Below are 24,466 nucleotides of genomic sequence, written 5' to 3' on the forward strand. Positions count from 1 at the left end.
AAAACCGAACATCGACAATCTTCAGCAACTTGTAAATCAGCTGAGGCTATTGCCCCTGAAATAATCTTGCCCCTGACTGATATCTGTTTGTAATTGCGCTTGCAATTCATCCAATGAATTGAATTTTTTTTCATCGCGCAATTTGGTATGAAACACCACATCGATCATCGCGCCGTAGACTTTGCGCGAAAAATTAAACAGGTGCACTTCCAGCAGAGGCTTTTTATCCCCCGTAACCGTTGGCCGCACACCAACGTTAGCGACGCCCTGATGCACGCTGCCATCGACAAAGCGCGCGATGACAGCAAACACACCGTGCAGCGGTGAGCGATAACGACGCAAATGCACATTGGCAGTGGGAACGCCGAGTTTGCGCCCGAGTTGCTGGCCGTAGGCGATGCGTCCACTAATGCTGTAAGGTTTACCCAATAGGATTTCGGCCTGTGCAAAATCGCCCACTTCCAACAACTGGCGGATGCGGGTGCTGCTAACACGCTCACCCCGAAGCTCCAGAGTACAGGTATCCGTTACACCAAAACCGCGCTCACGCCCAACGTTTTGCAACAGCGTAAAATCACCCCGGCGATCACAGCCAAACCGGAAGTCATCGCCCACCACCAAATGTTTGATGGCCAAACCATCCAGCAGGACTTTTTCGATAAATTCTTCGGCAGTCAGGTTGCGCAAGGCTTGATTGAATTGCACGCACAGTACGCGTGCCACACCGGCAGCCAGTAATGCCTGTACTTTTTCGCGCAGGCGCATCAAGCGTGCGGGGGCTTTGTCACCCGAAAAAAATTCGTGCGGCTGAGGTTCGAATACAATTACCACCGCCGGTAAGTTGTAGTAGCGACTAACATCAATCAACTGGCGCAAGATGGCTTGATGCCCTAAATGCACACCATCAAATGAGCCAATGGTCGCCACGCAGCCGCGATGCCAGGGGCGCAGGTTATGTAACCCACGAATAAACGCATGTGCCGCTGGATTCACTCTGTGTTTTGCCCTCAGCCAATTTGCCTGAAAAAATGGAGGGCGGAAGTATACAGGAGCGGTGGCACCTGAGCCTACCCCGCTAGCCGCGCCCCTCCCTCCTAATCAATATTGTTGCTAATGCTGGGCCTTAAAGTCACGCAGGCGCACGCCCACGGCAAACAGCATCAATAGATAGACAACAAAGCCAACCACGCAAATCACCATCAAGCGCAGGATCCGCTCCAACGCCGACCACTCGGGCCAGATATTCCAGAGCAACAGAAAACCGGTCAAGACCGCCACCAGAGCCAAATTGGCCGCACCGTAGCGCAACCACAACGCCGGCCAGTTGCTGGCAGGACTGTAGACTTCACTCTTACGCAGGCCGCGATAAAGCAACCAGGCATTTACGTAGGCCGCCATCGCCGTGGTAAACGCCAGCCCAACATGCCCCATACCCCAGAGCATTACCAGCGGAATCACCACCAGCGGTTTCATCAGGATATTGGCAAAAATCGCGATGATGCCAATACGCACCGGTGATTTCATATCCTGCCGCGCAAAATAGCCAGGTACCAGAACCTTGATCAGCATAAAAGCGAATAACCCGAGTGCATAGGCTTTAAGGCTATAAGAGGACATAAGGATATCCGACTGCCTCATCTCACCATGGTAGAACAGGGTATAGAGAATCGGCTCCGCCAGAATGATCAGCGCGAGCGTGGCGGGCAGCGCGATCAGCACCACAAAACGAATCGCCCAGTCGAGCATCTGGCTAAATTTTTCACCCGATTGCGTGGCGCTCAGGCGCGATAAGCCGGGCATAATCACCGTCGCAATCGCCACCCCGAATACACCAAGCGGCAGCTCTACCAAGCGGTCGGAATAGAACAGCCAGCTTACGGCACCGTCACCCAACATAGTGGCAATCATCGAATCCAGCAGCAGATTCAATTGACTTACCGACACCCCAAACAGCGCCGGCGTCATCAGCACCAAAATGCGTTTAACGCCGGGGTGCGACCAATCCAGCTTGGGCGATGGCAAGAGGTGGATCTGGCGCAAAAACGGCAATTGGAACAGCAGCGAAAAAATACCCGCCGCAACAATACTCCACGCCAGTGCGTAGGCGGGATTGGGGAAGAAATCGGCGACAAGCAGCGCCGCTGCGATCATAAATACATTGAGAAAAACCGGCGTCACGGCGGGGATCGCAAAGCGGTCGTAGCTATTCAAAATCGCCCCGGCAAAACCGGTAAGCGAGATCAACATCAAATAGGGAAAGGTGATGCGCACCAAGTCGGTCAATAGCGAAAACTTCTCTGGCTCATCGGCGTAGCCATAACCAAAAATATAGGCAAAACCAACTGCACCCAACACCCCAATCACAGTCACCAACAGTAAAATCGAACCAAGGCAACCGGCTACTTTATCGACCAACTCTTTCACTGCAGCATGAGTACCTTTCTCGCGATACTCGGATAACACCGGAATAAATGCCTGGGAAAAGGCGCCCTCGGCAAACAAACGCCGAAAGAAGTTGGGGATTTTCTGGGCAATGGCAAAAGCATCCATCGCGCCGCCCGCACCCAACACACTCGCCAATACGATATCGCGGATCAGCCCCAGCACCCGCGACAGCATCGTCATGGAGCCCGTAAGCAAGCTGGAGCGCAGCAGGCTTTTGGGACCCTTTGGTTTCTCCGGTGAGGGTTTCTCCGAAGAGGGCTTTTCCGGCGATGGCGGTTCAGGTGATGGAACGGGAGGTAACGCGGCGGAGTCAGACACGGGCAAATCCTGTGCAGGTGAAAAGAAGCGGCATTATCAACGGCTGGTATACTCAGGCACAACACCCAGCCATCACGATCAAGGAGAATCTATGCGCAACTTATCACGCCACCGCACTGCGGCAGTTATTACCAGCCTGATTACACTGCTTAGCGCCTGTTCAAAAGAAACTACCGACACCCAAATTGCTCCGTCCTCCGCGCATATTTCCGTTGCCGCCAGTTCCAGCGTAGTCGCCAAAATTATGCACCCCAGCTGGGATGCAGACCAAAATGGCGTGAATGATTGTGAAAATGATGGCAGCTGCGATCACAACGTCGACTACAGCCAGCCGCGTCCCGATCCGGTTGCCGCCCTGCACCAACGGTTCGCCGCTAACAGCAAACGAGGCCCCTTTGTATTTACCTGCGCAAGCGAGGCAGCACCCACCTTTACCGCCACTTTTTACGCCACTGAACCGGGCACACTTATTTTGGAACACGGCCAAAATGCCGCCGAACTACAGCAGGCGCCAGCCGCCAGCGGCAGCAAGTACGAAGGGCCGGATGCCAGCTTTTGGGAACATCAGGGCGAGGTACGAATCCGTTGGGGAACTGGGTTGACAGAGTTGATCTGCAAAGCAACCCCTTAAGGCCTTCACCGGTGGGTGCCTATAGCCACCCACCGTCTCCTCACCAAAAAAATGCTTTCAAACACTCAAAATCACAAAAAATAACAACTTCTCCGCTTCCTGATGATGCCCGGGCATGGCAGACTTCCGCCCTCAATAGCCTGGGTATTTTCGTAACACAACCATTGTGTACATTTCCATTCATCAGGAAGATTTTATGTCTATTAAGGTCGATGATCTGACGGTAATTAGCGTCATAGTGCCTGTATACAACGTGCAAGATTACTTGCCCGAATGCCTTGCGTCCCTCGCCAACCAAACATTTAGTAAACCTTACCAAATCCTGCTGATTGATGACTGCTCCACAGATGACAGCAAATCAATCTGCGAAGACTTTGTGCGCACCAACCCAAGCCTCGCTAAACTTATTTACCTGCGCGAAAATAGCGGCGTCTCGGTTGCACGCAATACGGGAATCAGCGCCGCCACTGGCACCTACTTCACCTTTGTCGATTCTGATGATCGCCTGCCCGCCACCGCACTGCAGCAACTTTACGACGCTGCGATTAAGCACAAAGCCGACCTAGTAAAGGGCAACAACCTTATTTTTAATGAGGTGCGCTGCCGCAGCGCCAATCACAATGTAAAGAAAGAAAAAATTTACGAAGGTGAAGCCATTCTCTCGGCCTTTCTGCAACACAAGGAAGTCCGTGGCCACACCTGGGGCAAACTTTTCTGCCGCGCCAGTTTTGCCCATATCCTCAACCCGCCCAAAGTCACCATGGCGGAGGACACGCTCTACTGCGCAGAGGTTTTTTCCAAAGCAAAAAAACTGGTGCTAATTACCGACACTGTATATCACTACCGCCTGCGTCCATCCGGTGCAACGGGCAGAAAGTTCCAAACCGGCGCCTATCTCTGGTGGCTGCATAGCATCGAAAGTTGTGGTCATTTTGTTTCCAACGCCACACAACAACGACACCTGAAAGCACTGCAAATCAGAACACTTCTGCAATTGGTTCGAGAAGCGCGCCATCTCAAAACAAAAGACCTGAGCACAATTTTGCCCGAAGTAACAGCACGCCAGCGGCAATGGCAATTGGATGCATCACCGCGCCGTCTGGTATTTAAAATCAGCCCCAAGTTTTTATTTGATTTCCTTAAATTCAAGCTTCAACTCAACCACTTGAAACACCGCCTGCGCTATCAAAACCATGCGAATATCACCCATTAACTTCCGCTAGCCCCACCCAAAAAAACGCGACGCTTACTTCACAGCAATTTTTAACGGTTGACATCCCGCCCCGCCGCAGATACTGTATATAAAAACAGTAACAACCTTTTGAGGATTTACCCCATGGCAGTAGTCGCCGTTTGGTTATGTGATCGGGATGGCAGTATGTTTGAAGACAGAAAAATCGCAGAAGAGCACGATAAGTATCTGGAACTTGCTGCCAACATCACCCAGTTGATAGAAGACAACATTCCCGGTATCGATGAACAACACAGCGAAGCGATTGGGCTGTTATTAGCGCAACGCCGCGAATTGTTAGCAAAAGCCTGCAAAGGCAAGCCCGATGAATTATTGCAGCCCTTCACCTACGAAAAGCCTGCAACCCTGAACAGCAAAACCGGCGCCGCCATGGACAAGGACAACTAGGCAGCAAGGGTTTCTGTAAGCATGGGTGCGCCCACAATCACCCGTGCCGTTAATGGCCGCCCACACAGCCATTAACACCCCACAAACAACTGAATTACCACTCAGTGGTTTGTTCGTGTAAAGGTGTGCTTTTGCTGCGGGCAATCACTACTCCCCAGCAGTTGTTGTTCTCAGCACTGCACACCGGCTTCCAACCATTCGTTAATGTCCGTTTGTCAGCCACAAGCGACCACAGAAACGAATCGCTTTCACCACTGCACCTTTCCTATGGAACCTCAACGGGTGCGGTGGTTTTTTCATTTTCTTGTGTTATTGTCATTTTTACCATATAACTATTTACCCCTGCCTCGCCGCAGCGGATAAACCATAACAATAAACTTGTGGATGAAAACGACATGCATTCAGAAACTCTCCAGGCTCGCCCCTGTAACACCTATTTGGTCCTTAGCGCCCTGCTTTTTTCCGTGTTATTCAGCGCTTCGCTTGGTGCACATGCAAACACCCTGCGAATAGTGCAAGGCAATAACAGCATTGAGGTATACGCCAGAGGTTTACTGCAACTGGCGCTCAGCAAATTGCCCGAATCCTACAAAGCACAAGAGACAGTGCCCAATACCAGCGAGGAGCGCATGGTAAGCATGCTGATGGACAACCAGTTGGATGTGGTCTGGTACGCAACCACCAATGAACTGGAAGAAAAACTGCAGCCAATTCGTATACCTATTTATCGCGGGCTGCTGGGCTACCGGGTATTGATGATTAAAAAAGGCACCCAGCATAAATTTAATGGCATTAAAACCTTGAGCGATTTGCGGCAGGTGTCTTTGGGCCAAGGGCACTTTTGGGCAGACACCAATGTGCTCACAGCCAATAGTTTAAATGTGGTGAGAGTGCTGAAGTACGAAGGACTTTTTTACATGCTCGATGGCGACCGGTTTGATGCATTCCCACGCGGCGCCCACGAACCCTGGTCGGAAATGCAACGCTACCCGGATCTGGCGCTGGAAGTAGAGCAAAACCTGCTGCTCTCCTACACCAACCCTTTTTATTTTTTCGTCAACAAAACCAATACCAAACTCGCGCAAGATATAGAGCGCGGCCTACGCCTTGCGATTGAAGATGGCAGTTTTGATGCGTATTTTTTTAATGACCCAACCGTAAAAGATGTAATGACCAAGGCCAACCTGAAAAACCGCACACTGATTAAATTGGATAACCCGGGGCTGCCCAAAAACACGCCGGTGGACGATGCATCACTCTGGTTCAATCCCTACACATTCAACGAATAATTGCCCCCGGCGGTGCTCGCCACTGTAGCTACAGGGCGAGCTCAAACCGCTAACGGTACATATTCAGGTATTGCACCATGCGCGGAAAATCGGCGCGATTGGGGCTGCTGCCGTGAGGCAAGGCTTGATGCCAAATAATTAAATCACCCGCCTTGGCCGCGATAGGTTTCACCGGCCACTGCGTCCAATCCTGTTGTTGCAAATCGATTCCCTCTGGCTGCGCGGCCAACCACCGGTCAATTTTTTTATGGAATCCCGGCACACAACAAAATGCCCCCTGGTGTTCGGCAACATCGGTTAAATAAATTAACGCCTGGGTACCAAAAGGAACCGGCGCCGTTAATTCCACATCCCAATGCATTCCCGGCCCGGGAAACTGCCAGCGATCAGTTTCCGGCGGATTAAAACCCACGCGATCCGTTGTCATCACCAGATCCTCGCGCTGCCACAGCTGCTGGAAAATACGGCGGATATAATCCGAACGACGCGCAATCTCAAATGCGGGATGGGCAAATAACTGCACCATAATTTTTTTCATCTGCGCGGAAGATTGATACCAACTTGCAGGATCATGTTCGTGCATGCCTAAAAAATCCCAAATAGCAGCGCGCGCCGCTGCAGATTCACTGGCCGCTAACACACCCGGCACAATCAGGTAGCCCTGTTCGTCCCAATGCGCGAGCTGCTCATCATTCAGCGGCAACCCCGCGTGGGGCTTCAATGCCTCGTGTTTATTTTCGATAAAATTGCGTATCGCGCTATTGGTGCGCTCAACTTGTTGCGGCGCAAGCGTGCCAGCATTGGCACTGGCGAGCCAATATTCAATATCGACCAATGTGCGAGCCGAATAGAGTTGTTGCATGGCAGGCTCAAGCCCCACACCCAACTGGTCCAATAAAATGCGATCCAACAGCCATTCACTGTCGGGAACGGCGGTTAATTGCTGCCGCGCTGCCGCAGACGAGTTCGCCTGTTTGCGCAACTGGATTTTGTGCCACAGTCGTTTTACGTGATAAATACCCTGACTATTTTTTTCCAAACTATCAGGCAATGCGCAATCGGTAAGCTCGGGCAATTTCTCATAGGTAAAGACACATTGGGGATAAACGCCAAGCGCGTAGCGAAAATGCAGCACTGAATTGGGCAAGACTCGTGCGTTACGTTCATACAGTGGCAAGGTAAGCTGCGATTGATTGTCGTGCAGCTGATAAGCGCCAAACACTTGAATAAAGGTAGTTAATTTTAAATCCTGCAACAGCAGGTCATAGTCAGGCACCAATAGACTGCCCTGTGCACAAGCAGTATCCCCATTACCTAATTGCATCGCAGTAGTCTTGTCCAGCTGAAATACCGACCCCAAATGCACATCAGGATTTTTGCATTCATTCCCTGCGGGAAAAGCGCCAGCGCTCAACCATAAATTCAGGCGAATAATTTCCGGTATCAGCCAACCATCCGCTTTTAAAAATTGTTGCAGATGACTAAAAATACTGACTTGCGGCTCTTGTATCAAACCTTGCCGCATAGTTTCAGAAATAATCAGATCAAACTTTTTCGCGCTCTGCCATTCACAAGCATCGGCACATTCAGCCTGCACAATAAAATTACTTACATCCAAAAAATCTATCAACCGCTGTAATTTTGTCAGTGACTCCGGGTGAATATCTAACAGCGTTACCCGCAGCTGTCTTGCATCCAATAACGGCAACAAGGGAATCAGCAATAAACCAAAAGGGCCAGTGCCGGCGTACAACACATCGATGGCTTGATGATTGACTTGATGATTATGGTGTTGCAGCTTTTGTTGGATCGCCGCGTAAACACCCTGCATAAAAATGCGCGTGCGCTGCACATCTTCAGCACACTGTGCCGCCGTGGTGGGTGACACTGCCTTGCCCTGCGCGGTGACAGTGGCATGCTCATCCAAAAAGAGTGACGGGTGCAATTCCAGCCCGGTGATAGCACACAAGCGCCGCACCAGTTCGTCGACAATTGGCTTGGCTTCGCCCGCCGTGGTGCAGGCGAGCAATTGGATAACAAGCTGGCGCAGATCAGTAGCCATCAATCAGAATCCTTAAAACAATAATGGGGGAGTTGCCATAAGCCTATCGCAAATTGGGGATTTTGGTATTTCACGCTATTTCACCCACTGCGATAAAGTGCACAAAATGACCCGGCATCGCGAAGCTGTCATCAAATCGGCAAATTACTTTCATAATTGAAGGCTAGGGTTGAGCCTGCAACATCCAACACTGGCCCAAGGAGGTTCCCATGCTACGCCGAATTCATGTATTAACCAGCAGTATGCTATTGATGCTATTAATGGCCGGCAGCGCCGCTGCCTATAAGGATAAACACGACCACCATGATGAGTACGACAAACACAAACATAACAACGCCAGTATCCAGCTCGGCCCCCGCCCATTATTTTTAATCAATGACATGGATGACAGTGCGCTGAAAAAGAAATTACAAAGCTGCATAAATCGCCCGGTTAAAAAAACCGATTTTTCAATTGGTCACCGTGGCGCGCCCTTACAATTTCCCGAGCACACCAAAGAATCCTATGAAGCCGCAGCGAAAATGGGCGCAGGCATTATGGAGTGTGATGTCACCTTCACCAAAGACAAACAACTGGTATGCCGTCACTCGCAGTGCGATTTGCACACCACTACCAATATTCTCGCCACGCCCCTCGCCAATAAATGCAGCCAGAATTTTTCACCCTTTGATCCGGTAAGCGGCAAAGCAGCCAGCGCCAATTGCTGCACCAGCGATATCACCCTCGCTGAATTTAAAACCTTGCGCGGAAAAATGGATGCGTTCAACCCCAAAGCAACCACTGTGGATGAATACCTGAAGGGCACTGCTAGCTGGCGCACCGACTTATACGCCGACAAAGGTACACTGCTTACACACGCAGAAAGTATTCAGTTGTTTAAAAAGCTCGGTGTAAAAATGACACCCGAATTGAAATCAGCCAGCGTAGCTATGCCGTTTGAAGGCACCTACACCCAAGCCATGTATGCACAACAAATGATTGATGAATACAAAGCAGCTGGCGTAAAAGCGCGCGATGTCTGGCCACAATCGTTCGACATTCAGGACATTCGCTACTGGATTAACAACGAACCGGCGTTTGGTAAACAAGCCGTCTATTTGGACGATGCCAATAGCATCGCCGATTTACCGACTGCCAGTGAATTACAAATGTATGCCGACGAAGGCTTCAATATTGTCGCACCACCTATTTGGGTGCTGTTAGCGTTGGATAACAACAATAAAATCATCCCTTCAGAATACGCACGCCACGCCAAAAAAGCCGGGCTAAAAATGATTACCTGGTCATTTGAGCGCTCAGGCCCGTTAAAAAATGGTGGCGGTTGGTATTACCAAACTATCAACCCGGCTATCAATAACGATGGCGACATGATGGATGCACTGCATGTGCTAGCGAAAGATGTGGGTGTGATTGGCATTTTCTCCGACTGGCCCGCCAGCGTGAGTTATTATGCGAGTTGTATGAATTTGAAATAAGCGCAAAGATAAAAATAAAAAGCCCCGGCCAACTAACTGACCGGGGCTTTTTTATGTGGCAGTGATCTGGCAACGCCATAACACGTACCAGTAACCAGACTCACAGGTACGCATATGCACAACGAATTTCCACACACTCCAGCAGACATCTCACGCATTATTGAAATGGCGTGGGAGGATCGCACCCCCTTCGAAGCCATAGAAAAACTTTACGGCCTGGGTGAACCCGAGTTGCGCAAACTGATGCGCCGCGAACTAAAGCCCGCTTCGTTTCGACTATGGCGTGAACGTGTAAGCGGGCGCAAAACCAAACATCTATTATTGCGCTCACCCGAGATTAATCGCGGCTACTGCCCTACTCAATATAAACGCTAGAACAGCAGGTTCAATTTAATAGCAGCGTTTCTAAACAATGCTCTTGGATACCATAAAACGCTTTAATATCTGCGATTTGCTGCAACACCTCAGTATTATCTCGGGCGGTTTTGCGTTTCTGCGCGAGGATCATTTTATTTTTGCTGGTGTGCTCAAGTGAAATAAACTCAAATACCTTAGTGTCGTAGCCATGGGCTTCCAACAGTAGCGCACGCAAACCATCGGTAATCATTTCTGCTTCTTGCCCCAAGTGAATACCGTGTTGCAATACGGGCGCCAGCAGTGCGGGGCTTTTTAGTTGCGGGCGAATTTGTTTGTGACAGCAGGGCGAGCACATAATAATGTCTGCACCGGTGCGAATCCCCATATTGAGCGCGTAGTCGGTCGCGGTATCGCAGGCGTGCAAGGCGATCATGATATTAATGCCCTGCACGGAAAAATGTTGCACATCGCCCTGTTCAAATTTAATCCCGGCAAGGGCTAACTTCTGCGCGGTTTGATTGCATAAATCCACCAACCCCTGACGCAACTCCACACCTGTTACCTGAGTTTTTACACCGAGATTCGCGGTTAAATAATCGTGTACCGCAAAGGTTAAATAGGCTTTGCCTGAACCGAAATCGGCGATGTGTAATTCGCTGCGTTTATCCAACCCCGTTTGCTGGATTGCAGTAGAAAGCACCTCGATAAATTTATTAATTTGTTTCCACTTGCGCGACATAGCCGGAATAATTTGGCCATTCGCATCCGTGATGCCCAACTCGCGTAAATAGGGGCGATCCTGCTCCACATAACGTAGCTTGGTGCGATTGTGCGCCAGCTCGACTTGGGTAGATGTTTTATCGCCCTCCGCTGGTGAGTTTTTGTTGCGATTTTTATTGATCAGCACCTTACCTTTTTTGCTAAAGCTTAGCTGGATTTCCCATTCATCAGTAATCATATGGGCATTATGAAAATCGCCGCCCAGCCACTGCTGCAATTGCGTCATCGCTTCATCAACAGCCAGATTTTTGGTCACATGGTTAGTGCGGTATTCGTATAAAAAGGAGAGTAATGTTTGCGCTTTGATTTCTACGGGGCGAATTACCACCCGAGTCAACTCTTCTTCTGCACCTTTGTATTTGGATAAGACCAAACGCTGCAACGCACCATTGCTGGCAGTTTGTTGGCACATAGCAATAAAGCTGGTTAAATCGGAAACAGGGGAGCCGGTCATGTTTATCTCATTGGTGCACAGGGGATGGATATATCGGGAGATACAAGTCCAGCCAGTATATACAGCGACCACCAATAACGTAAACTCGGCGAAGCGAGGGGGAAGGAACGCATTCCTTTGCGACAGCAGAACTATAAGTTCTGACTACTCTCCTTGAGCGCTGCTCACTTGCACACTACTTACTTGTGATTTTCTTTCAAATCACCAATTCCTTTTTGAACTTTTCCTTCCACTTGCTTAATAGCACCTTTGACTTGCTGTTTTTCGCTACCAATAACTTCACCGGTTTTTTGTTGTACCTTACCGGCAGCCTGCTTTACTGTACCTTTCACTTGATCTTTATTCATGATGATTTCCTCGATGAATGATATTCAGGATCGGGACTCTTTGTTGATCGTTCGCAAACAATCCCCTAACACAAGTGCCTATTCAATATCGTCAGTGAACAACTCTAATTTAACTGAAAATAGCACTTTACGAATTCACTATATAAATAAAAATATATCTATTCAGTGCGGAAACAAACATAAGTCAAAAATATTTTCATTAATTAAATCGCTGACTTATGGCCAAGGAGCGGGTGTGACATTGATATATTGTGCGCCCCCTTCGGAGGGTTCTGGCTCCATTTTCTGCGCATCAATCCCGCAGGCCAGTTTGCGAAATGTATCGCGTACCTCTGCAAAATCTTCGCTGCACAGCTGCTTATCTTTAGTGGGGGAATTTTCCAGAACCCATGCAATAAGTTCGTTAAGCCTGCTGTTTACCTCCATGGCAAACGCAACTTCCTCGGGTGCTTTAGTCATTTTATCCTCCGTTTAATTTTCCAAATTAACAGTGAGACTAATCTGTGCATTTAATACTTTGGAAACGGGGCAAGCTTCTTTTACTTTGTTGGCGATTTTTTCAAATTCATCCGCCGCTATATCGGCGACTTTTGCCTGTAAATCCAGATGCACTTTTGTAATAGTGAAATCCCTGCCTGACTGCTCCAGGGTGACCTGGGCATTGGTTTGAATTTGTGTAATGACCAATTTCATTTCGGTTAAATGCGCGGCCAATGCCATGCTGAAACAGGCTGCATGCGCGGCACCAATTAACTCTTCTGGATTAGTGCCCGGGCCGTCCTCAAAGCGAGTATTAAAACCATACTGCGCGTTAGATAAGACTTCACTCTGGGTAGATATATAACCCTTTCCTTCTTTTAAGGTGCCAGTCCAGACTGCTGTCGCTGTACGTATCATAAGAATTCTCCGCTGGGTAACGCGCCCATCCAAAAATGGATGTTGGGCGGCTGGTGCCACAGCGGCACCAGTAATACGCTAACCATCTCAGCCGGAGCCCTCGGTGTCTGTTCGCTAGCGAACCTTAGCCTGCGCTGGGAAATTCCGAAGCTGAAAGGGAAAATAAAATCCAGCGCGAGACAAACACCTTAGTGAAATTAAACTTTAATAAAATTAATCGCCGGAAATCGCATTCGACGAGATTCCCCAACCGACAATTAAACCGGATGAAATACTCGTAGAAGTTCATGCTGTTGGACTCAACTCAATCAACTACATGATCCCCAAAGGAACGTTCAAGCCCATTCTCAAGTTTCAGTTACCGGGCAGCGATAGTGAAGCCAGATAATTGCTAATTGCTTCAATCGCCGCACTTACCTTGGGCGGCTGCAGTGTGCGTTTCAAAGTAACGGCATAAATGCCCGCGCCGGGCAGCGCCCAATCGGGCAACAGCAAAACCAGCTCGCCGCTGGCTAGCTCGCGCTGCACCATATAGCTCGGCAAGCGGGCGAGGCCAAAACCCTGCACGGCAAAATCGCGCAGCATCGCCACATTGTCGGTCATGGCGCCGGGAGTGAGCACAATACGCGCGCTTTCACCTGTGGCACTTTTGAAGGTGAGCGTGGTCGGTTCTGCAAAGCGGTTAAAGCCAATAATGCGATGTTCGCGCAGACTTTCGGGCGATGCAGGTACCCCGAAACGGCGCAGATAATCCGGCGCTGCCACGAGCAACTCGTGCAAGTCAGCCAGCTTGCGTGCCACTAACGACGAATCGCGCAACCAGCCAGAGCGGATGGATAGGTCGATAGCTTGGGTAGTCATATCCACGATGCGGTCATCCACCACAATATCCAAGAGCAGTTTGGGGTGCTGCCGAGCCAATGGTGCCAACGCGGGCAGGATAATCTTCTCGGCTGTATCAGAGGCGGCAGAAATCCGTAACCGCCCGGCAATTTCACCCACACCACCGGCCACCATTTCCTCGGCAGTCTCCGCCGCTGCAAGCATCTCCACGCATTTCTCATGGTACAGCTGTCCCGCCTCGGTGAGCGACAGGCTGCGCGTGGTGCGGTTTAGCAGGCGCACACCCAACTCTTCTTCAAGCTGGCTAACGGCGGAACTCAGCACTGAGGTTGCCAAATCCAACGCGCGCGATGCAGCGGAAAAGGAGCCGTGGCGCACCACCATCGCAAATAGCGCCATCCGCCTTAATCGATCAAGTTGCATAGTATTGTTCTGTTTAAGCGAAAGATGATTTAGATCATAGCCTATTTTTCACGCGACCTGATCAGCCTAAAGTCCACCTTCAGGACAAACCTACCAACCCAATTTTTAGAGGCTACTATGAAAATTTCATCAACATTAATTAAGGCAGGTGCATTCTTTGCCATGGTGACTGGCGCCGCACAGGCACTCAGTGCAACATTGGAAACCACCCTCTTTAATCCTCAGGAAAAAAGCATGTTCCCGGTGAGTTCGGTATTAATTACCGGCCCCAAGGAGGCCATTTTGGTTGACGCCCAGTTCCAGCGGAATGATGCGCAGTCGGTTGTTGAGCTGATCAAAAAATCCGGTAAAACATTAACGACTATTTATATCAGCCATGGTGACCCTGATTATTATTTTGGCCTGGATGTCATCACCGCCGCCTACCCCAATGCCAAGGTAGTTTCCACAGCAAATACCCAAGCCTACATCAAAGCATCCATGGAGCCGAAAAAAGCTTATTGGGGGCCGATCCTCAAAGAAAATACACCGCAAACACTGGTTGTACCGGAGGTGCTGCAAGGCGACACATTGATGATTGATGGTGAAAAAGTACAAATAGTCGGTATTGATGGCCACGATCCCAAACATACTTTTGTGTGGATTCCCTCCAGCAAAACCATGTTGGGTGGTGTAGTGGTATTTAACAACATGCATGTTTTTTTAGCGGATACCCAAACGCCCTAGTCGTGTCAGAAGTGGTACAAAACGCTCGATACAATTGAAAAATTACAACCGGAAACCGTCATTGCAGGCCACATGCTGGGCGACAAACCAATGACTCTTGATGCCGTTAACTTTACCCGCAACTACATCAAGGACTTTGAAGCCGCCGCCAAATCCTCAAGCAATTCTGGTGAATTGATTGCCAAGATGAAAACCAGCTACCCCACTCTTGGTGGCGACAGCATTTTGGGTTTAAGTGCAAAAGTTATCATGGGCGAAATGAAGTGGGGGCAATAGCCGCCGCCTAAAGAATCCGCATTGCCCTAGCTCCTCGATTACACAAGCTTCGCAATTACACCTGTTCCGCAAACGCACAATGAAGTGCTTTTCATCTTGACCCAAATCAATGATTCCTGTAATTTCAGTAATTACTGAAATTACAGGAATCTCGCAAATGTCTATTACCCTCACCCCGATGATCCAATCCTGCATCCTCCATTTTGGTGAAATGGGGAGCCGCTGGGGGATCAACCGCACAGTCGGGCAGATGTATGCCCTGTTAGTCTTGAGCAAAGAACCCCTGTGTGCCGACGATATGACCGAGGCGCTGGGTATTTCCCGCTCCAATGTCAGCATGGGTTTAAAAGAATTAATGTCGTGGGAGCTGGTGAAACTGCAGCATCGTCCCGGTGAGCGCAAAGAATTTTATTCCGCGCCGGGCGATGTGTGGGACATCGCCAAGACCTTGATCGAACAGCGCCGTAAGCGTGAGATTGATCCGACACTCTCAACCCTGCGCAATTTGCTGATCGAAAAACCCGCCAATGCCGATGAAGAATACGCGCAGCAGCGGATGCGTGAAATGCACGAGCTGATCGAAATGATCACGCTCTGGACGCAGGAAATTCAACGGCTCGATTCCGCCAACCTCGGCAAGTTGCTCAAGCTTGGTAGCAGTATTGGCAAAGTGCTCGATATGAAAGACCGTTTATTGGGTGGCAAAAAAGAATCCACGAAATAATTGACCGAGGTACCCGTCATGCTCGAAACGCTTATGCTCTCCCGTATTCAATTCGCGGCCAATATTTCCTTTCACATTTTATTTCCCACCATCACCATCGCGTTGTGTTGGTTTTTGTTTTATTTCAAAGTGCGCTACAACTTCAGTGGCGACGAAGTATGGATGCGCGCCTATCGCTTTTGGGTAAAAGTATTTGCCCTGAGTTTTGCACTGGGTGTAGTGAGCGGCATTACCATGAGTTTTCAATTCGGCACTAATTGGCCAGGTTATATGGAAACCGTGGGTAATATTGCAGGCCCGCTGCTCGGCTACGAAGTACTGACCGCATTTTTTCTGGAGGCCACTTTCCTCGGCATTATGTTGTTTGGTATTGATCGCGTCTCCAACCGCATTCATACCCTTGCCACATTTTTAGTCGCCTTTGGCACCAGCATGTCAGCGTTTTGGATTATCGCCCTGAACTCCTGGATGCAAACGCCGGTCGGTTTTGAAATGCGTGATGGCAAAGCCTTTCCACTGGATTGGTGGGAAATTATTTTTAATCCATCCATGCCCTACCGTTTATCGCACATGCTGATCGCATCAGGTTTAACCGCTGCATTTTTAATTGCGGGTATTTCTGCTTATCGCATTTTAAAAGGCGATCACAAACCCGCACCGCGCCTTGCCTTAAAAACGGCCACTATTGCGGCAGCACTATTAATTCCTATGCAAATTTTTCTGGGTGATTTACACGGACTAAATACACTGGAACATCAACCGGCAAAAATTGCGGCGATGGAAGCGGTATGGCACACCGAAAAGGGCGCGCCTTTGGTGCTATTCGCGATTCCCGATAAGGAAACCCAATCCAACAAATACGCGCTTGAAATTCCCAACATGGCGAGTTTGATTCTCACTCACAAAATGGACGGCGAATTAAAAGGTTTAAATGAATTTCCTGATGCACACCCCCCGGTTGCACCGCTGTTTTATGGCTTTCGCATGATGGTGGGCATAGGCGTACTCATGCTGCTCGTTTCCTGGTGGGGCTGTTATTGTTATTGGCGCAAGCAGGAAATTCCGCCGCTCTTACTGAAAGTATTTGTCGGCATGACTTTCTCCGGTTGGCTGGCCACGCTGGCAGGCTGGTACGTCACAGAAATTGGTCGCCAACCCTGGTTAGTGACCGGTGTATTAAAAACAGCCGACGCGGTCACCAGCACACCCGCCACGAATGTCGGCACCTCGCTGGCCATTTATTTAACGCTTTACGTAGTACTGCTGTTTGCTTATATCCGCACATTATTTGTGATGGCGAGAAAATCGGTGTTGGTGGATCGTCCGCAAGAAATTGAAACGCTGCAAGAAAAACTCGTCGAAGAAAATCTGTGAGGAAAATAGTATGACCGATATCAGCACCTTGTCCGGCGAAGCATTTTGGTTGCCCGTTATTTTTATTGGCTTGATGGGGCTCGCATTATTTATTTATGCGATTCTTGATGGCTACGATTTAGGCGTCGGGATTTTATTGCCAAACGATTCCGAAGAACAGCGCGATACCATGATCGCAAGTATCGGCCCGTTTTGGGACGCCAACGAAACCTGGCTGGTATTAGGTATAGGTCTTTTATTAATTGCCTTCCCCAGCGCGCACAGCATGATTTTGTTGAATTTATATTTGCCCGTCACCGTAATGCTTGCCGGGCTGATATTGCGCGGAGTGGCATTCGACTTTCGCGCCAAAGCGCCGGAAGACCATAAACGCTTGTGGGATCGGGTTTTTCAAGCAGGCTCATTACTCGCCACTCTGGCGCAGGGTTATATGCTCGGCCTTTTTGTCATGGGTTTTGAAGACACCATCGCCGCACATTTATTTGCCGCACTCAGTGCAATTTGCGTAACAGCGGGTTACACCTTTATCGGCGCGGCGTGGCTGGTAATGAAAACCGAAGGTGATTTACAAAAACGCGCCGCCTGGTGGGCACGCCGCTGCGCATGGTTGATGGCACTCGGCATTATCGCGGTATCCATCGTTAATCCATTAGTGAGCAATACCATTTTTGATAAATGGTTTGGCACACCGCTGGTAATTGTATTGTGGGTAATTCCGGTATTTTGTTTTCTTTTATTTTTTATTGCCGACCGCTATTTACGCCGCGCACCCTACGCGAATGATGTCGGCTGCTGGATTCCTTTTGTCGCCGCCGCGATGATTTTCCTGTTAAGTTTTATCGGCTTGGCCTACAGCTTTTATCCTTACGTTGTACCCAACCAAATGGACATCTGGCAAGCCGCCAGCGCCCCCGAGTCACTCATGTTTATTTTGTACGGCGTGATAATTGTGTTGCCCACCATCCTCGGCTACACCTTCTTTGCCTATCGCGTATTCCATGGCAAGGCGACGCAGTTGAAATATTATTGATGGCGATCACAAAAAGTTTGCACCAGTAGGTTTTTTTACGCGAAAGGAATCGCTAGCATCCACCGCGACCTAACAGGGAGATTAGTCGCGTGCACACCACCTATATTGCCAAAACCCACCTTATTACCGCTGCTGGCCCCAACTCTCTCAGTAATTTTTACGCTTATCGCGCAGGCATCAACACTTATCAATCGGCGAATTACCACACAGCAGATCATCACCAAATTACGCTGTCCCTCATACCAGACGGTGCAATGCTGCCCTTGGCCGAAGATCTGGAAGACACAGACCTAAGCTTTCGCGACGAACGCCTGTTACAAATGGCCAGCACTGGCGCGCTCGATATACTTGCCGGACACCAGGGCGCCCCCATTCCACTAATTATGGCCGGGCCGGAAAACTACCCCGGTGTGGACAATCAATTACCCAACCAATTTCTCTCCCTGCTGCGCACGCAGGCGGAACTGCCTATCCTTTACAGCGCCAGTCGCATCCTCTGCACCGGGCGCACCGGCATGCTGGAAGCCATCCGACTGGCGCAACACTACCTACAGGGCGGGCACTTCGAGCAAATCCTGATTGGCGGCGTCGATAGCTGCCAACACAGCAATTGGTTGCACGCATTGGAACGCGATGGGCGCCTCAAATCCGAAAGCCCTCACGGCAGAGCCGACACCTTTGTGCCCGGCGAAGGCATTGCCTTTTTATTGCTAACCAACAACCCCGCGCTGGCCATGACCGACAAGGGTTATCGCATCACCCTGAGCCAACCCGGTTTTGGCGAAGAACCGGGACATATTTACAGTGAACTGCCCTCTCAAGGCAAAGGCCTGGACACAGCAGTAAAAGCCGCCCTGTCGCAGCTACCGGAACATCTCTCCATCAGCACAGTGTTCAGCAGTATGAACGGCGAGCACTATTGGGCAAAAGAATTCGGCGTCGCCATGACCCGCTCAAGCCACAGACTCATCAATTTCAAACACGAACACCCCGCCGATTGTTACGGCGATTTGGGGGCAGCCACCGGCGGCGCACTGATCACACTCGCCGCCTTAAACTGCCTTAAACCCTCAACACCTACCACCGCCCTTGTGTGCACCGCCTCCGATAGCGCCTATCGCGCTGCTATCTGTGTAATTCCAGAAAGGACCTCAGCATGACTCAACTAGGCGAAGGCATAGCCGTCACCAGTATCACCGACCCGGACAGACCACACTGGGTTCAAGTGGAATACAAATACGCCAACGGCAAGCCGGTAAAAGGCAGCTTTCTTGCAACCGACAGTGAAGGCATGACCTGGGCCGGCAAACTCAACGACCAAGGCCAAGCCTGCCTCAGCAATTTGCCACCGGGTTCCGTTGAATTTGAATTGGCGTCAGACGATCTGGAGGACGAACTCAAACAAACCCGCACCAATATCAAAACCGTGTTGGATTCGATAGTTGCGGAACAAAAAGCCGAAGCCGCCAAACACGAAAAAGAACTCGCACAACAAAATGCACTGCAACAAGCGGGTAGCCATTACTGGGCCTACACCAAAGGTTTTTGGAATGGCGCGGTTGGCCTTGTCACCTTCGCTAAAGATGTAGTGGTCAAAACCGCCGAAGTCGCGCAATACTTGAGTCCACTGGAACGGCTCAACAATTTGCTACACGCAGGCTACAAAAGTTATTACGACGGCACACTTACCTCTGCGCAATGGAAACAAAGCCTTGCCAAAAACCTGCAAGACGAAGAGATAAAAGACATCGCCCGCATTCTGGGTATAGATGCCAAACATTTATCCTCCGAAGGGCTACAGCGCCTCAAAGAATTATTCGCCGAAGCCTACGAAATCACCGCCTTCATCGCCGACGACAAAGAATCGCTCGACATGCTCACCCAATTTGGTAAAGATTACGCCGGAGCGCAATCCAGCATCGAATGGGCAGAATTCGCCGGTGGTGGCGTATTTGAAATCGTCCTCACCGCACTGCTCCTCATGTTCACCGGCGGCATAGGCAACGTCGCCCAAGGCGCCAGCAAAATCCGCCACGCCGGAAAACTAAAAAGCCTTGGCTCGATATTTAGAAATTTAGGGAAATTATTGAAGCGCAAAAAATTGCGCAGAAAAGTTCGTGTTAATGTTGATACGAAAAAACCGGTTAATACGGAGTTGCCGGAAAACAAACCGTTATCAGCTAAACCCAAAGAAAAGCTGACTCCGAACACTCCTCAACACAAGAAGGATAGATGGGAAAGGTATCAGAAAAGAGGTGGGAAAAAATCTTACGAGGAGTGGAGTAAGCAATATGATACAAACATGAGAAATTATCAATATGGTGCCGCACGAGAGGCAGAGTACAGGGATGCCATGGACGCATCAGAGGGAACGGTTAAAACTGCATTTACAAATCGTCAAATTGACATTTTGAAACAGGAAGATATGTACGCCGGTCAATTGAAGACAGGGCCAGTCAGCCTCACAAAAGAAAACATCCTAGCAATAAAAAAAGATGCTGATCTAGTTCAGAATGGATATCAAGTCGAACATATATTGGAAAAAGGTGCATCGAAACCATATTTGGATGCACTTGAGAAAGCAGGAATAGATTATCACATTGGCCCTAAAATTCCGTAGAGGATAAATCACATGGTTTTTGATAGAAAACAAGCCGAAGAAAATTTTGATAATTTTTTAATGATAATGGATGATCAATTAGAAAATTTGAAAGACACCGCCGAAAAAAATCAAATAGCACTTGATTATTCATTAAGGGACCTCGAAAACCTTGAGAAATTATTTGACATAGTTTCTCAAGATTTACCCAAAGATGAACTATCTAAAATGGTGGTTTTTTTTGCTAGATATTTAGGCGAGCTGATGATAAATAGAAATGGAGGGAAATGGACAATTCCTTTAGATAATGAAAAAAATATAAATTTCAATACTCCTGTTATAACAGGACACTCACCGATTGAAGGACTAGAGTTTGCCCCCATTTCTACGATGAGAGCCTATGCATTAAGACGAAAGAAGGGTACGTTGAGACGCTCCTATGATGCAAACGTGAATCCGATTGCTGTAGACATAGATCACCTGATCGAAGAATAGTGAAAATTGGGAATGAAGATCGATTTGGTAGATTTTTTATCCCTCCACTACAAAGCGAGCATTTTTAGTTGGCACGCGCCACTATCTGAATCCGTACCGTGCGCGTTGCCAAATGCACCTCACGCAAAAAATATCCAAGCCCAACAATTAAGGTTAGCGTTGATGCAGTAAATAACGCGCTAATCACCCATTTGAATTCCACCTGCAACAATACCTGCAAAAAAATAAACGCCACCACCATACACACCAGCAGCGCAGAACAAGTGCAAGCCGTGATTGCCGAGCTGGCATAGTGGCGGCGGCGTTCAAGGCGATTTAATTCTTTGTGAAGTAAATCAGTATCGTGCAGATGTACGGGCAATTCCTCTTCTGTGAGGCTGCGCCCACGATCAATAATCCGCGCAAGGCGACTGGCCATTACATTCAGTAAACCGGCAATGCCGGTGAGCAAAAACACGGGCGCCAGCGCAAGCTGAATGGCGTGGGCGACATCGCCGAAACTCATTACCAGTTCTGGGGAGGGAGTCATTAGTTGTCTCTCAGAGAATGCGTTAAACCTAAAGTATACGGCGGGCTGGTTACGACGCAGATCTGCACCTGCCCACCCGCAGGTTGGCGCATGGTAGGCGAGCCCTTGTGCTATGTAAACGGATCATGGCTGGCTTTTTCAATAACTGAAAAAACACCTTGAAGGCATCAGTGCCTACATAAAAAACATGGGACAAAATACGTTATTTAAACATGTGAAAAAACAGACATATCAACTGAGGACAAGTTTAATCATTGTCGTTGGTTATGTATTTTTTCAGCCTCTCGCTTCAATGCATTATTCATTCCTATAAAGGAAGCTGTCAGCGAGTGCTCCATTTTATGCCAAAATAGCAGAGGCAACAGGCCATAGAAAGTTTCCCCATGAATAAATCGTGTACTAGTGCCAGATAACTCTTCAAAAATAAAATAGTGCCTTCCAGTAAATAGAATCCCTTTTTCGCAACAAAACAAGCCGACTCACCTAAAACAACCTTGTCCACTTTTGGTTCTGCATCCCTTAGGCTTCCATCATTGAACCTAGCTTTAATTTTTATGACACTCCCCTCAATAAGACTACCTTTAACTTCTAATAAAAAGGGGTTCCAATCTCCGTATTTTTCAAAGTTCGAGAACAAGCTCCATACTTCAGTTAATGGTGCTTCAATATCAATTTTCGTCCTTATTTCTTTCATGATTGATACCCGACAATTAAATACATAATGTTAAGCGCAGGGAGCGCGATTTTTTATGGCTGTTCCAAATCCAGTTTTGGATGGCACTTAAATAAGTCTAACAATCCCCCATCTGAATAAACAAGAATCTATGTTTTTGCTCTCATTATTGATCCTCACAAAGATTGAAAAGTAACGATAGGTTTACATAGCAGATATTGATTTTTTATCGAAGCTTTTCATTAGGAATTTAAATTCAATTGCAATTTATTCAAAATTTTAGAGGCACCACTTACAGTACTTTGACCTGTAGATATCAAATTAAAGCCACATTTCTCATAAAGTCTGCATGCCGAAACATTGTCAGACGAAACCTCAAGGAAAATAGAACTCTGGTTTAATTCTTTGGCATGCTTAATAACTCTATTAACGAGTAATTGAGCGACACCAAGCCCTCTTTGGCTAGGCGAAACCCACATTGATATTAATTCATATTGCCCAGTCTTATGAAAACCACCAATAACTCCAACTGACTGCGAGTCGATTTTTGCAATAAAAAAATTGCACCCTTCGCGACCAGATGCTCTGGCCCTCCATTCTGACTCACTAAAATTTAACGCAGCTTCATACGAAGCCGAAAACGCGTCAGGCGATTCTTTTAAAGAAGCTAAACGAATAGCTTTTAGCTCTTCCCAATTAGTTTCACCAACCGATATTATTTCCATACTGCTTCTCCCTAATACCGACGTAAGGCGCGCGTGATAGGAGCGTCACCTTTAATGCATTTTTAAATTTTTCTGTTAACAAGTGGATTTCTCATTTGAACAGTGAGCTTATCTCGATGCCCGACGTAAACTCCATACATCTAAAATCCCTACTGGAGATTGAGTGGTAGCATCCCCCCCATATATCACTTTAGTACAGGGGCCTGCAGAAAACTAACCAAACACTCACAATTGGGAAATAGCAGCAGCAAGGTTTTCTCTTGCCCGATGCTCTAACAGATCATAAAAATAGGCATGATGATAGATCCTATGCCTATCCAAAAATGCTTGCAGAATTTCTTTACGTTTGCTTTTAAAAATGAATGAGGGAACCCACTGGTATTCATTTCGTACATTAACTTCAAATACTTGATAAATATTTTCAGGCGCACCCAGTATTGCCAAATCAATATCGACTACTAATCTCTCATCATTGCCAACTAGTTCGGTCGAATGACAGGTTGCCATAATCAACTTATGAACTCGTTGAATAATCTCATCAGCAATACTATTGTCGGCAAGAAATTTCGCACACCAATTGGCACTATCCAATTCATTAGTAGATGACAATGGTTTATAAATCGCATCGTGAAACCACAAAGCCAGTTCAACTTCCGCAGGATATTCAGCAAAACATTGCACGGCATCAAAGTGTTGAAGACAGGCATTGATATGAGTATCACTGTGATAATGGCGATGTTTTTCGGTGTATGCGCGGATGAGTTCAGCATAGGTTGTTTGGTTATCCGTTAATCCAAACTGACGCATTAATCTAGTCCAGCGATGCAAGTCCATTATTGCAACCTCGGGGCATCATCTTTCCGCAATCCTAAAGCTTGGACCACATTTTTCCCTGCCAGAACCAAATATAGCCAGGCTTTTTTCCATCGACTCCCAAGCAAAACAATATGCACATGCCAACCTTTTTCTCGCCGTGAACTGTAACCGCTATACAACACAGTAAATGCCTCAGCATCACCCAATACATCAAATGCTAATTTTTGTGCGTAGCTGGTGCCAATATTTAACATTTCCGTGATTTCGGTAGCAATGGGTTGCCCTTGGGTTTTGGGAAACGCCAGTACGTAGTAATTAGGAATAAGATCGTTGTTAATTGGATGCAGCGTGCATTTATTGCCGGATGCAAGCTGAAATTCGCGCTCAGTATCCATAGATATCTTTCGCACTATGACAAATGAGTACAACAGAGTAACTTGAAGGAGATTGAAGATGAATTGCACGTATGGATGGTCATAGGCTACCTTGAACTCGTCATAAGCGGAATCTCTTCGCAAAGTATGCTCAGGACAAGACAA

At 48.3% G+C, this 24,466-nt stretch carries 27 protein-coding genes; 14 read left to right on the plus strand and 13 right to left on the minus strand.

Annotation, left to right across the window (positions count from 1 at the left end):
• Positions 1-36: 36 nt before the first annotated feature.
• Both ribF and murJ read right to left on the minus strand, forming a co-directional pair.
• Positions 37-993, minus strand: a complete 957-nt coding sequence (gene ribF, locus D0B88_RS01235; RefSeq protein ID WP_151054428.1) for a bifunctional riboflavin kinase/FAD synthetase — start codon at positions 991-993, stop codon at positions 37-39.
• Between the two features lie 117 nt (positions 994-1,110).
• Positions 1,111-2,652: a murein biosynthesis integral membrane protein MurJ gene (gene murJ / locus D0B88_RS01240; protein WP_191966557.1), complete on the minus strand. Its 1,542-nt coding sequence runs from the start codon at positions 2,650-2,652 to the stop codon at positions 1,111-1,113.
• Between the two features lie 202 nt (positions 2,653-2,854).
• Here murJ and D0B88_RS01245 point away from each other — a divergent pair, with 202 nt between their 5' ends.
• The 4 genes from D0B88_RS01245 to D0B88_RS01260 all read left to right on the plus strand — a co-directional run bounded on the left by D0B88_RS01245 (position 2,855) and on the right by D0B88_RS01260 (position 6,322).
• Positions 2,855-3,394 (plus strand): MliC family protein, encoded by a 540-nt coding sequence (locus D0B88_RS01245; protein WP_191966485.1) that lies wholly within the window; start codon positions 2,855-2,857, stop codon positions 3,392-3,394.
• Positions 3,395-3,590: 196 nt separating this feature from the next.
• The gene (locus D0B88_RS01250; protein ID WP_151054434.1) at positions 3,591-4,607 is read left to right on the plus strand and encodes a glycosyltransferase family 2 protein; all 1,017 of its coding nucleotides are present in this window, start codon (positions 3,591-3,593) and stop codon (positions 4,605-4,607) included.
• A gap of 123 nt (positions 4,608-4,730) precedes the next feature.
• Positions 4,731-5,033: a YebG family protein gene (locus tag D0B88_RS01255; protein ID WP_007640183.1), complete on the plus strand. Its 303-nt coding sequence runs from the start codon at positions 4,731-4,733 to the stop codon at positions 5,031-5,033.
• Between the two features lie 395 nt (positions 5,034-5,428).
• Positions 5,429-6,322, plus strand: coding sequence for a transporter substrate-binding domain-containing protein (locus tag D0B88_RS01260; protein ID WP_225318474.1), 894 nt, complete (start codon positions 5,429-5,431; stop codon positions 6,320-6,322).
• A gap of 49 nt (positions 6,323-6,371) precedes the next feature.
• On the opposite strand, the gene D0B88_RS01265 is transcribed toward D0B88_RS01260, so the two are convergent.
• A complete protein-coding gene (locus D0B88_RS01265; RefSeq protein ID WP_151054436.1) occupies positions 6,372-8,384 on the minus strand; it encodes a phytanoyl-CoA dioxygenase family protein in 2,013 nt (670 codons plus the stop codon).
• Between the two features lie 209 nt (positions 8,385-8,593).
• On the opposite strand from D0B88_RS01265, the gene D0B88_RS01270 reads away from it, so the two are divergent.
• Both D0B88_RS01270 and D0B88_RS01275 read left to right on the plus strand, forming a co-directional pair.
• Entirely contained in the window at positions 8,594-9,859 is a 1,266-nt protein-coding gene (locus D0B88_RS01270; protein WP_151054438.1) for a glycerophosphodiester phosphodiesterase family protein, read from the plus strand.
• 114 nt (positions 9,860-9,973) lie between these two features.
• Positions 9,974-10,234, plus strand: coding sequence for a TIGR03643 family protein (locus D0B88_RS01275; RefSeq protein ID WP_007640173.1), 261 nt, complete (start codon positions 9,974-9,976; stop codon positions 10,232-10,234).
• Between the two features lie 10 nt (positions 10,235-10,244).
• Here D0B88_RS01275 and D0B88_RS01280 read toward each other — a convergent pair whose 3' ends face one another.
• The 5 genes from D0B88_RS01280 to D0B88_RS01305 all read right to left on the minus strand — a co-directional run bounded on the left by D0B88_RS01280 (position 10,245) and on the right by D0B88_RS01305 (position 13,960).
• Entirely contained in the window at positions 10,245-11,450 is a 1,206-nt protein-coding gene (locus D0B88_RS01280; RefSeq protein WP_151054440.1) for an SAM-dependent methyltransferase, read from the minus strand.
• 179 nt (positions 11,451-11,629) lie between these two features.
• A complete protein-coding gene (locus D0B88_RS01285; protein WP_007640164.1) occupies positions 11,630-11,797 on the minus strand; it encodes a CsbD family protein in 168 nt (55 codons plus the stop codon).
• A gap of 216 nt (positions 11,798-12,013) precedes the next feature.
• A complete protein-coding gene (locus D0B88_RS01290; protein ID WP_151054442.1) occupies positions 12,014-12,256 on the minus strand; it encodes a hypothetical protein in 243 nt (80 codons plus the stop codon).
• A 12-nt stretch (positions 12,257-12,268) separates the two neighbouring features.
• A complete protein-coding gene (locus D0B88_RS01295) occupies positions 12,269-12,694 on the minus strand; it encodes an OsmC family protein (protein ID WP_151054444.1) in 426 nt (141 codons plus the stop codon).
• A 354-nt stretch (positions 12,695-13,048) separates the two neighbouring features.
• Positions 13,049-13,960, minus strand: coding sequence for a LysR family transcriptional regulator (locus D0B88_RS01305; protein ID WP_151054446.1), 912 nt, complete (start codon positions 13,958-13,960; stop codon positions 13,049-13,051).
• A 117-nt stretch (positions 13,961-14,077) separates the two neighbouring features.
• Here D0B88_RS01305 and D0B88_RS01310 point away from each other — a divergent pair, with 117 nt between their 5' ends.
• The 8 genes from D0B88_RS01310 to D0B88_RS01340 all read left to right on the plus strand — a co-directional run bounded on the left by D0B88_RS01310 (position 14,078) and on the right by D0B88_RS01340 (position 21,184).
• Positions 14,078-14,686: an MBL fold metallo-hydrolase gene (locus D0B88_RS01310; protein ID WP_225318475.1), complete on the plus strand. Its 609-nt coding sequence runs from the start codon at positions 14,078-14,080 to the stop codon at positions 14,684-14,686.
• Positions 14,687-14,776: 90 nt separating this feature from the next.
• Positions 14,777-14,962: a hypothetical protein gene (locus tag D0B88_RS19060; RefSeq protein ID WP_225318476.1), complete on the plus strand. Its 186-nt coding sequence runs from the start codon at positions 14,777-14,779 to the stop codon at positions 14,960-14,962.
• A 163-nt stretch (positions 14,963-15,125) separates the two neighbouring features.
• On the plus strand, positions 15,126-15,686 hold the full coding sequence (locus D0B88_RS01315) for a GbsR/MarR family transcriptional regulator (protein ID WP_040391534.1): 561 nt from the start codon (positions 15,126-15,128) through the stop codon (positions 15,684-15,686).
• An 18-nt stretch (positions 15,687-15,704) separates the two neighbouring features.
• Positions 15,705-17,060, plus strand: coding sequence for a cytochrome ubiquinol oxidase subunit I (locus tag D0B88_RS01320; protein WP_040391196.1), 1,356 nt, complete (start codon positions 15,705-15,707; stop codon positions 17,058-17,060).
• Between the two features lie 10 nt (positions 17,061-17,070).
• Positions 17,071-18,090: a cytochrome d ubiquinol oxidase subunit II gene (locus D0B88_RS01325; RefSeq protein ID WP_151054450.1), complete on the plus strand. Its 1,020-nt coding sequence runs from the start codon at positions 17,071-17,073 to the stop codon at positions 18,088-18,090.
• Between the two features lie 89 nt (positions 18,091-18,179).
• Positions 18,180-19,250 (plus strand): beta-ketoacyl synthase N-terminal-like domain-containing protein, encoded by a 1,071-nt coding sequence (locus D0B88_RS01330; RefSeq protein WP_151054452.1) that lies wholly within the window; start codon positions 18,180-18,182, stop codon positions 19,248-19,250.
• Positions 19,251-19,315: 65 nt separating this feature from the next.
• On the plus strand, positions 19,316-20,710 hold the full coding sequence (locus tag D0B88_RS19065; protein WP_225318477.1) for a hypothetical protein: 1,395 nt from the start codon (positions 19,316-19,318) through the stop codon (positions 20,708-20,710).
• Between the two features lie 12 nt (positions 20,711-20,722).
• Positions 20,723-21,184, plus strand: coding sequence for a hypothetical protein (locus tag D0B88_RS01340; RefSeq protein WP_151054454.1), 462 nt, complete (start codon positions 20,723-20,725; stop codon positions 21,182-21,184).
• A 64-nt stretch (positions 21,185-21,248) separates the two neighbouring features.
• Here D0B88_RS01340 and D0B88_RS01345 read toward each other — a convergent pair whose 3' ends face one another.
• The 5 genes from D0B88_RS01345 to D0B88_RS01365 all read right to left on the minus strand — a co-directional run bounded on the left by D0B88_RS01345 (position 21,249) and on the right by D0B88_RS01365 (position 24,322).
• Positions 21,249-21,713 (minus strand): DUF2721 domain-containing protein, encoded by a 465-nt coding sequence (locus tag D0B88_RS01345; RefSeq protein WP_225318478.1) that lies wholly within the window; start codon positions 21,711-21,713, stop codon positions 21,249-21,251.
• Positions 21,714-22,035: 322 nt separating this feature from the next.
• Positions 22,036-22,407 carry an SRPBCC family protein gene (locus D0B88_RS01350; RefSeq protein ID WP_151054456.1) on the minus strand — a complete coding sequence of 124 codons (372 nt, stop codon included), beginning with the start codon at positions 22,405-22,407 and terminating at the stop codon, positions 22,036-22,038.
• Between the two features lie 221 nt (positions 22,408-22,628).
• Complete coding sequence (locus tag D0B88_RS01355) at positions 22,629-23,111, minus strand: GNAT family N-acetyltransferase (RefSeq protein ID WP_151054458.1); 483 nt, start codon at positions 23,109-23,111, stop codon at positions 22,629-22,631.
• 225 nt (positions 23,112-23,336) lie between these two features.
• Complete coding sequence (locus tag D0B88_RS01360) at positions 23,337-23,945, minus strand: hypothetical protein (RefSeq protein WP_151054460.1); 609 nt, start codon at positions 23,943-23,945, stop codon at positions 23,337-23,339.
• A complete protein-coding gene (locus D0B88_RS01365) occupies positions 23,945-24,322 on the minus strand; it encodes a hypothetical protein (protein ID WP_151054461.1) in 378 nt (125 codons plus the stop codon). Before D0B88_RS01365 ends, D0B88_RS01360 begins: the two co-directional genes overlap by 1 nt.
• Positions 24,323-24,466 lie beyond the last annotated feature (144 nt).

Origin of the sequence: Cellvibrio sp. KY-YJ-3, assembly GCF_008806955.1 — a bacterium.
GTDB lineage: Bacteria > Pseudomonadota > Gammaproteobacteria > Pseudomonadales > Cellvibrionaceae > Cellvibrio.

Bases quoted from the DNA above. Each gene is read 5' to 3' on its own strand.
- D0B88_RS01245 (WP_191966485.1), top strand. From the start codon at position 2,855: ATGCGCAACTTATCACGCCACCGCACTGCGGCAGTTATTACCAGCCTG.
- D0B88_RS01250 (WP_151054434.1), top strand. From the start codon at position 3,591: ATGTCTATTAAGGTCGATGATCTGACGGTAATTAGCGTCATAGTGCCT.
- D0B88_RS01255 (WP_007640183.1), top strand. From the start codon at position 4,731: ATGGCAGTAGTCGCCGTTTGGTTATGTGATCGGGATGGCAGTATGTTT.
- D0B88_RS01260 (WP_225318474.1), top strand. From the start codon at position 5,429: ATGCATTCAGAAACTCTCCAGGCTCGCCCCTGTAACACCTATTTGGTC.
- D0B88_RS01265 (WP_151054436.1), bottom strand. From the start codon at position 8,384: ATGGCTACTGATCTGCGCCAGCTTGTTATCCAATTGCTCGCCTGCACC.
- D0B88_RS01270 (WP_151054438.1), top strand. From the start codon at position 8,594: ATGCTACGCCGAATTCATGTATTAACCAGCAGTATGCTATTGATGCTA.
- D0B88_RS01275 (WP_007640173.1), top strand. From the start codon at position 9,974: ATGCACAACGAATTTCCACACACTCCAGCAGACATCTCACGCATTATT.
- D0B88_RS01280 (WP_151054440.1), bottom strand. From the start codon at position 11,450: ATGACCGGCTCCCCTGTTTCCGATTTAACCAGCTTTATTGCTATGTGC.
- D0B88_RS01285 (WP_007640164.1), bottom strand. From the start codon at position 11,797: ATGAATAAAGATCAAGTGAAAGGTACAGTAAAGCAGGCTGCCGGTAAG.
- D0B88_RS01290 (WP_151054442.1), bottom strand. From the start codon at position 12,256: ATGACTAAAGCACCCGAGGAAGTTGCGTTTGCCATGGAGGTAAACAGC.
- D0B88_RS01295 (WP_151054444.1), bottom strand. From the start codon at position 12,694: ATGATACGTACAGCGACAGCAGTCTGGACTGGCACCTTAAAAGAAGGA.
- D0B88_RS01305 (WP_151054446.1), bottom strand. From the start codon at position 13,960: ATGCAACTTGATCGATTAAGGCGGATGGCGCTATTTGCGATGGTGGTG.
- D0B88_RS01310 (WP_225318475.1), top strand. From the start codon at position 14,078: ATGAAAATTTCATCAACATTAATTAAGGCAGGTGCATTCTTTGCCATG.
- D0B88_RS19060 (WP_225318476.1), top strand. From the start codon at position 14,777: ATGACTCTTGATGCCGTTAACTTTACCCGCAACTACATCAAGGACTTT.
- D0B88_RS01320 (WP_040391196.1), top strand. From the start codon at position 15,705: ATGCTCGAAACGCTTATGCTCTCCCGTATTCAATTCGCGGCCAATATT.
- D0B88_RS01325 (WP_151054450.1), top strand. From the start codon at position 17,071: ATGACCGATATCAGCACCTTGTCCGGCGAAGCATTTTGGTTGCCCGTT.
- D0B88_RS01340 (WP_151054454.1), top strand. From the start codon at position 20,723: ATGGTTTTTGATAGAAAACAAGCCGAAGAAAATTTTGATAATTTTTTA.
- D0B88_RS01345 (WP_225318478.1), bottom strand. From the start codon at position 21,713: ATGACTCCCTCCCCAGAACTGGTAATGAGTTTCGGCGATGTCGCCCAC.
- D0B88_RS01350 (WP_151054456.1), bottom strand. From the start codon at position 22,407: ATGAAAGAAATAAGGACGAAAATTGATATTGAAGCACCATTAACTGAA.
- D0B88_RS01355 (WP_151054458.1), bottom strand. From the start codon at position 23,111: ATGGAAATAATATCGGTTGGTGAAACTAATTGGGAAGAGCTAAAAGCT.
- D0B88_RS01360 (WP_151054460.1), bottom strand. From the start codon at position 23,945: ATGGACTTGCATCGCTGGACTAGATTAATGCGTCAGTTTGGATTAACG.
- D0B88_RS01365 (WP_151054461.1), bottom strand. From the start codon at position 24,322: ATGGATACTGAGCGCGAATTTCAGCTTGCATCCGGCAATAAATGCACG.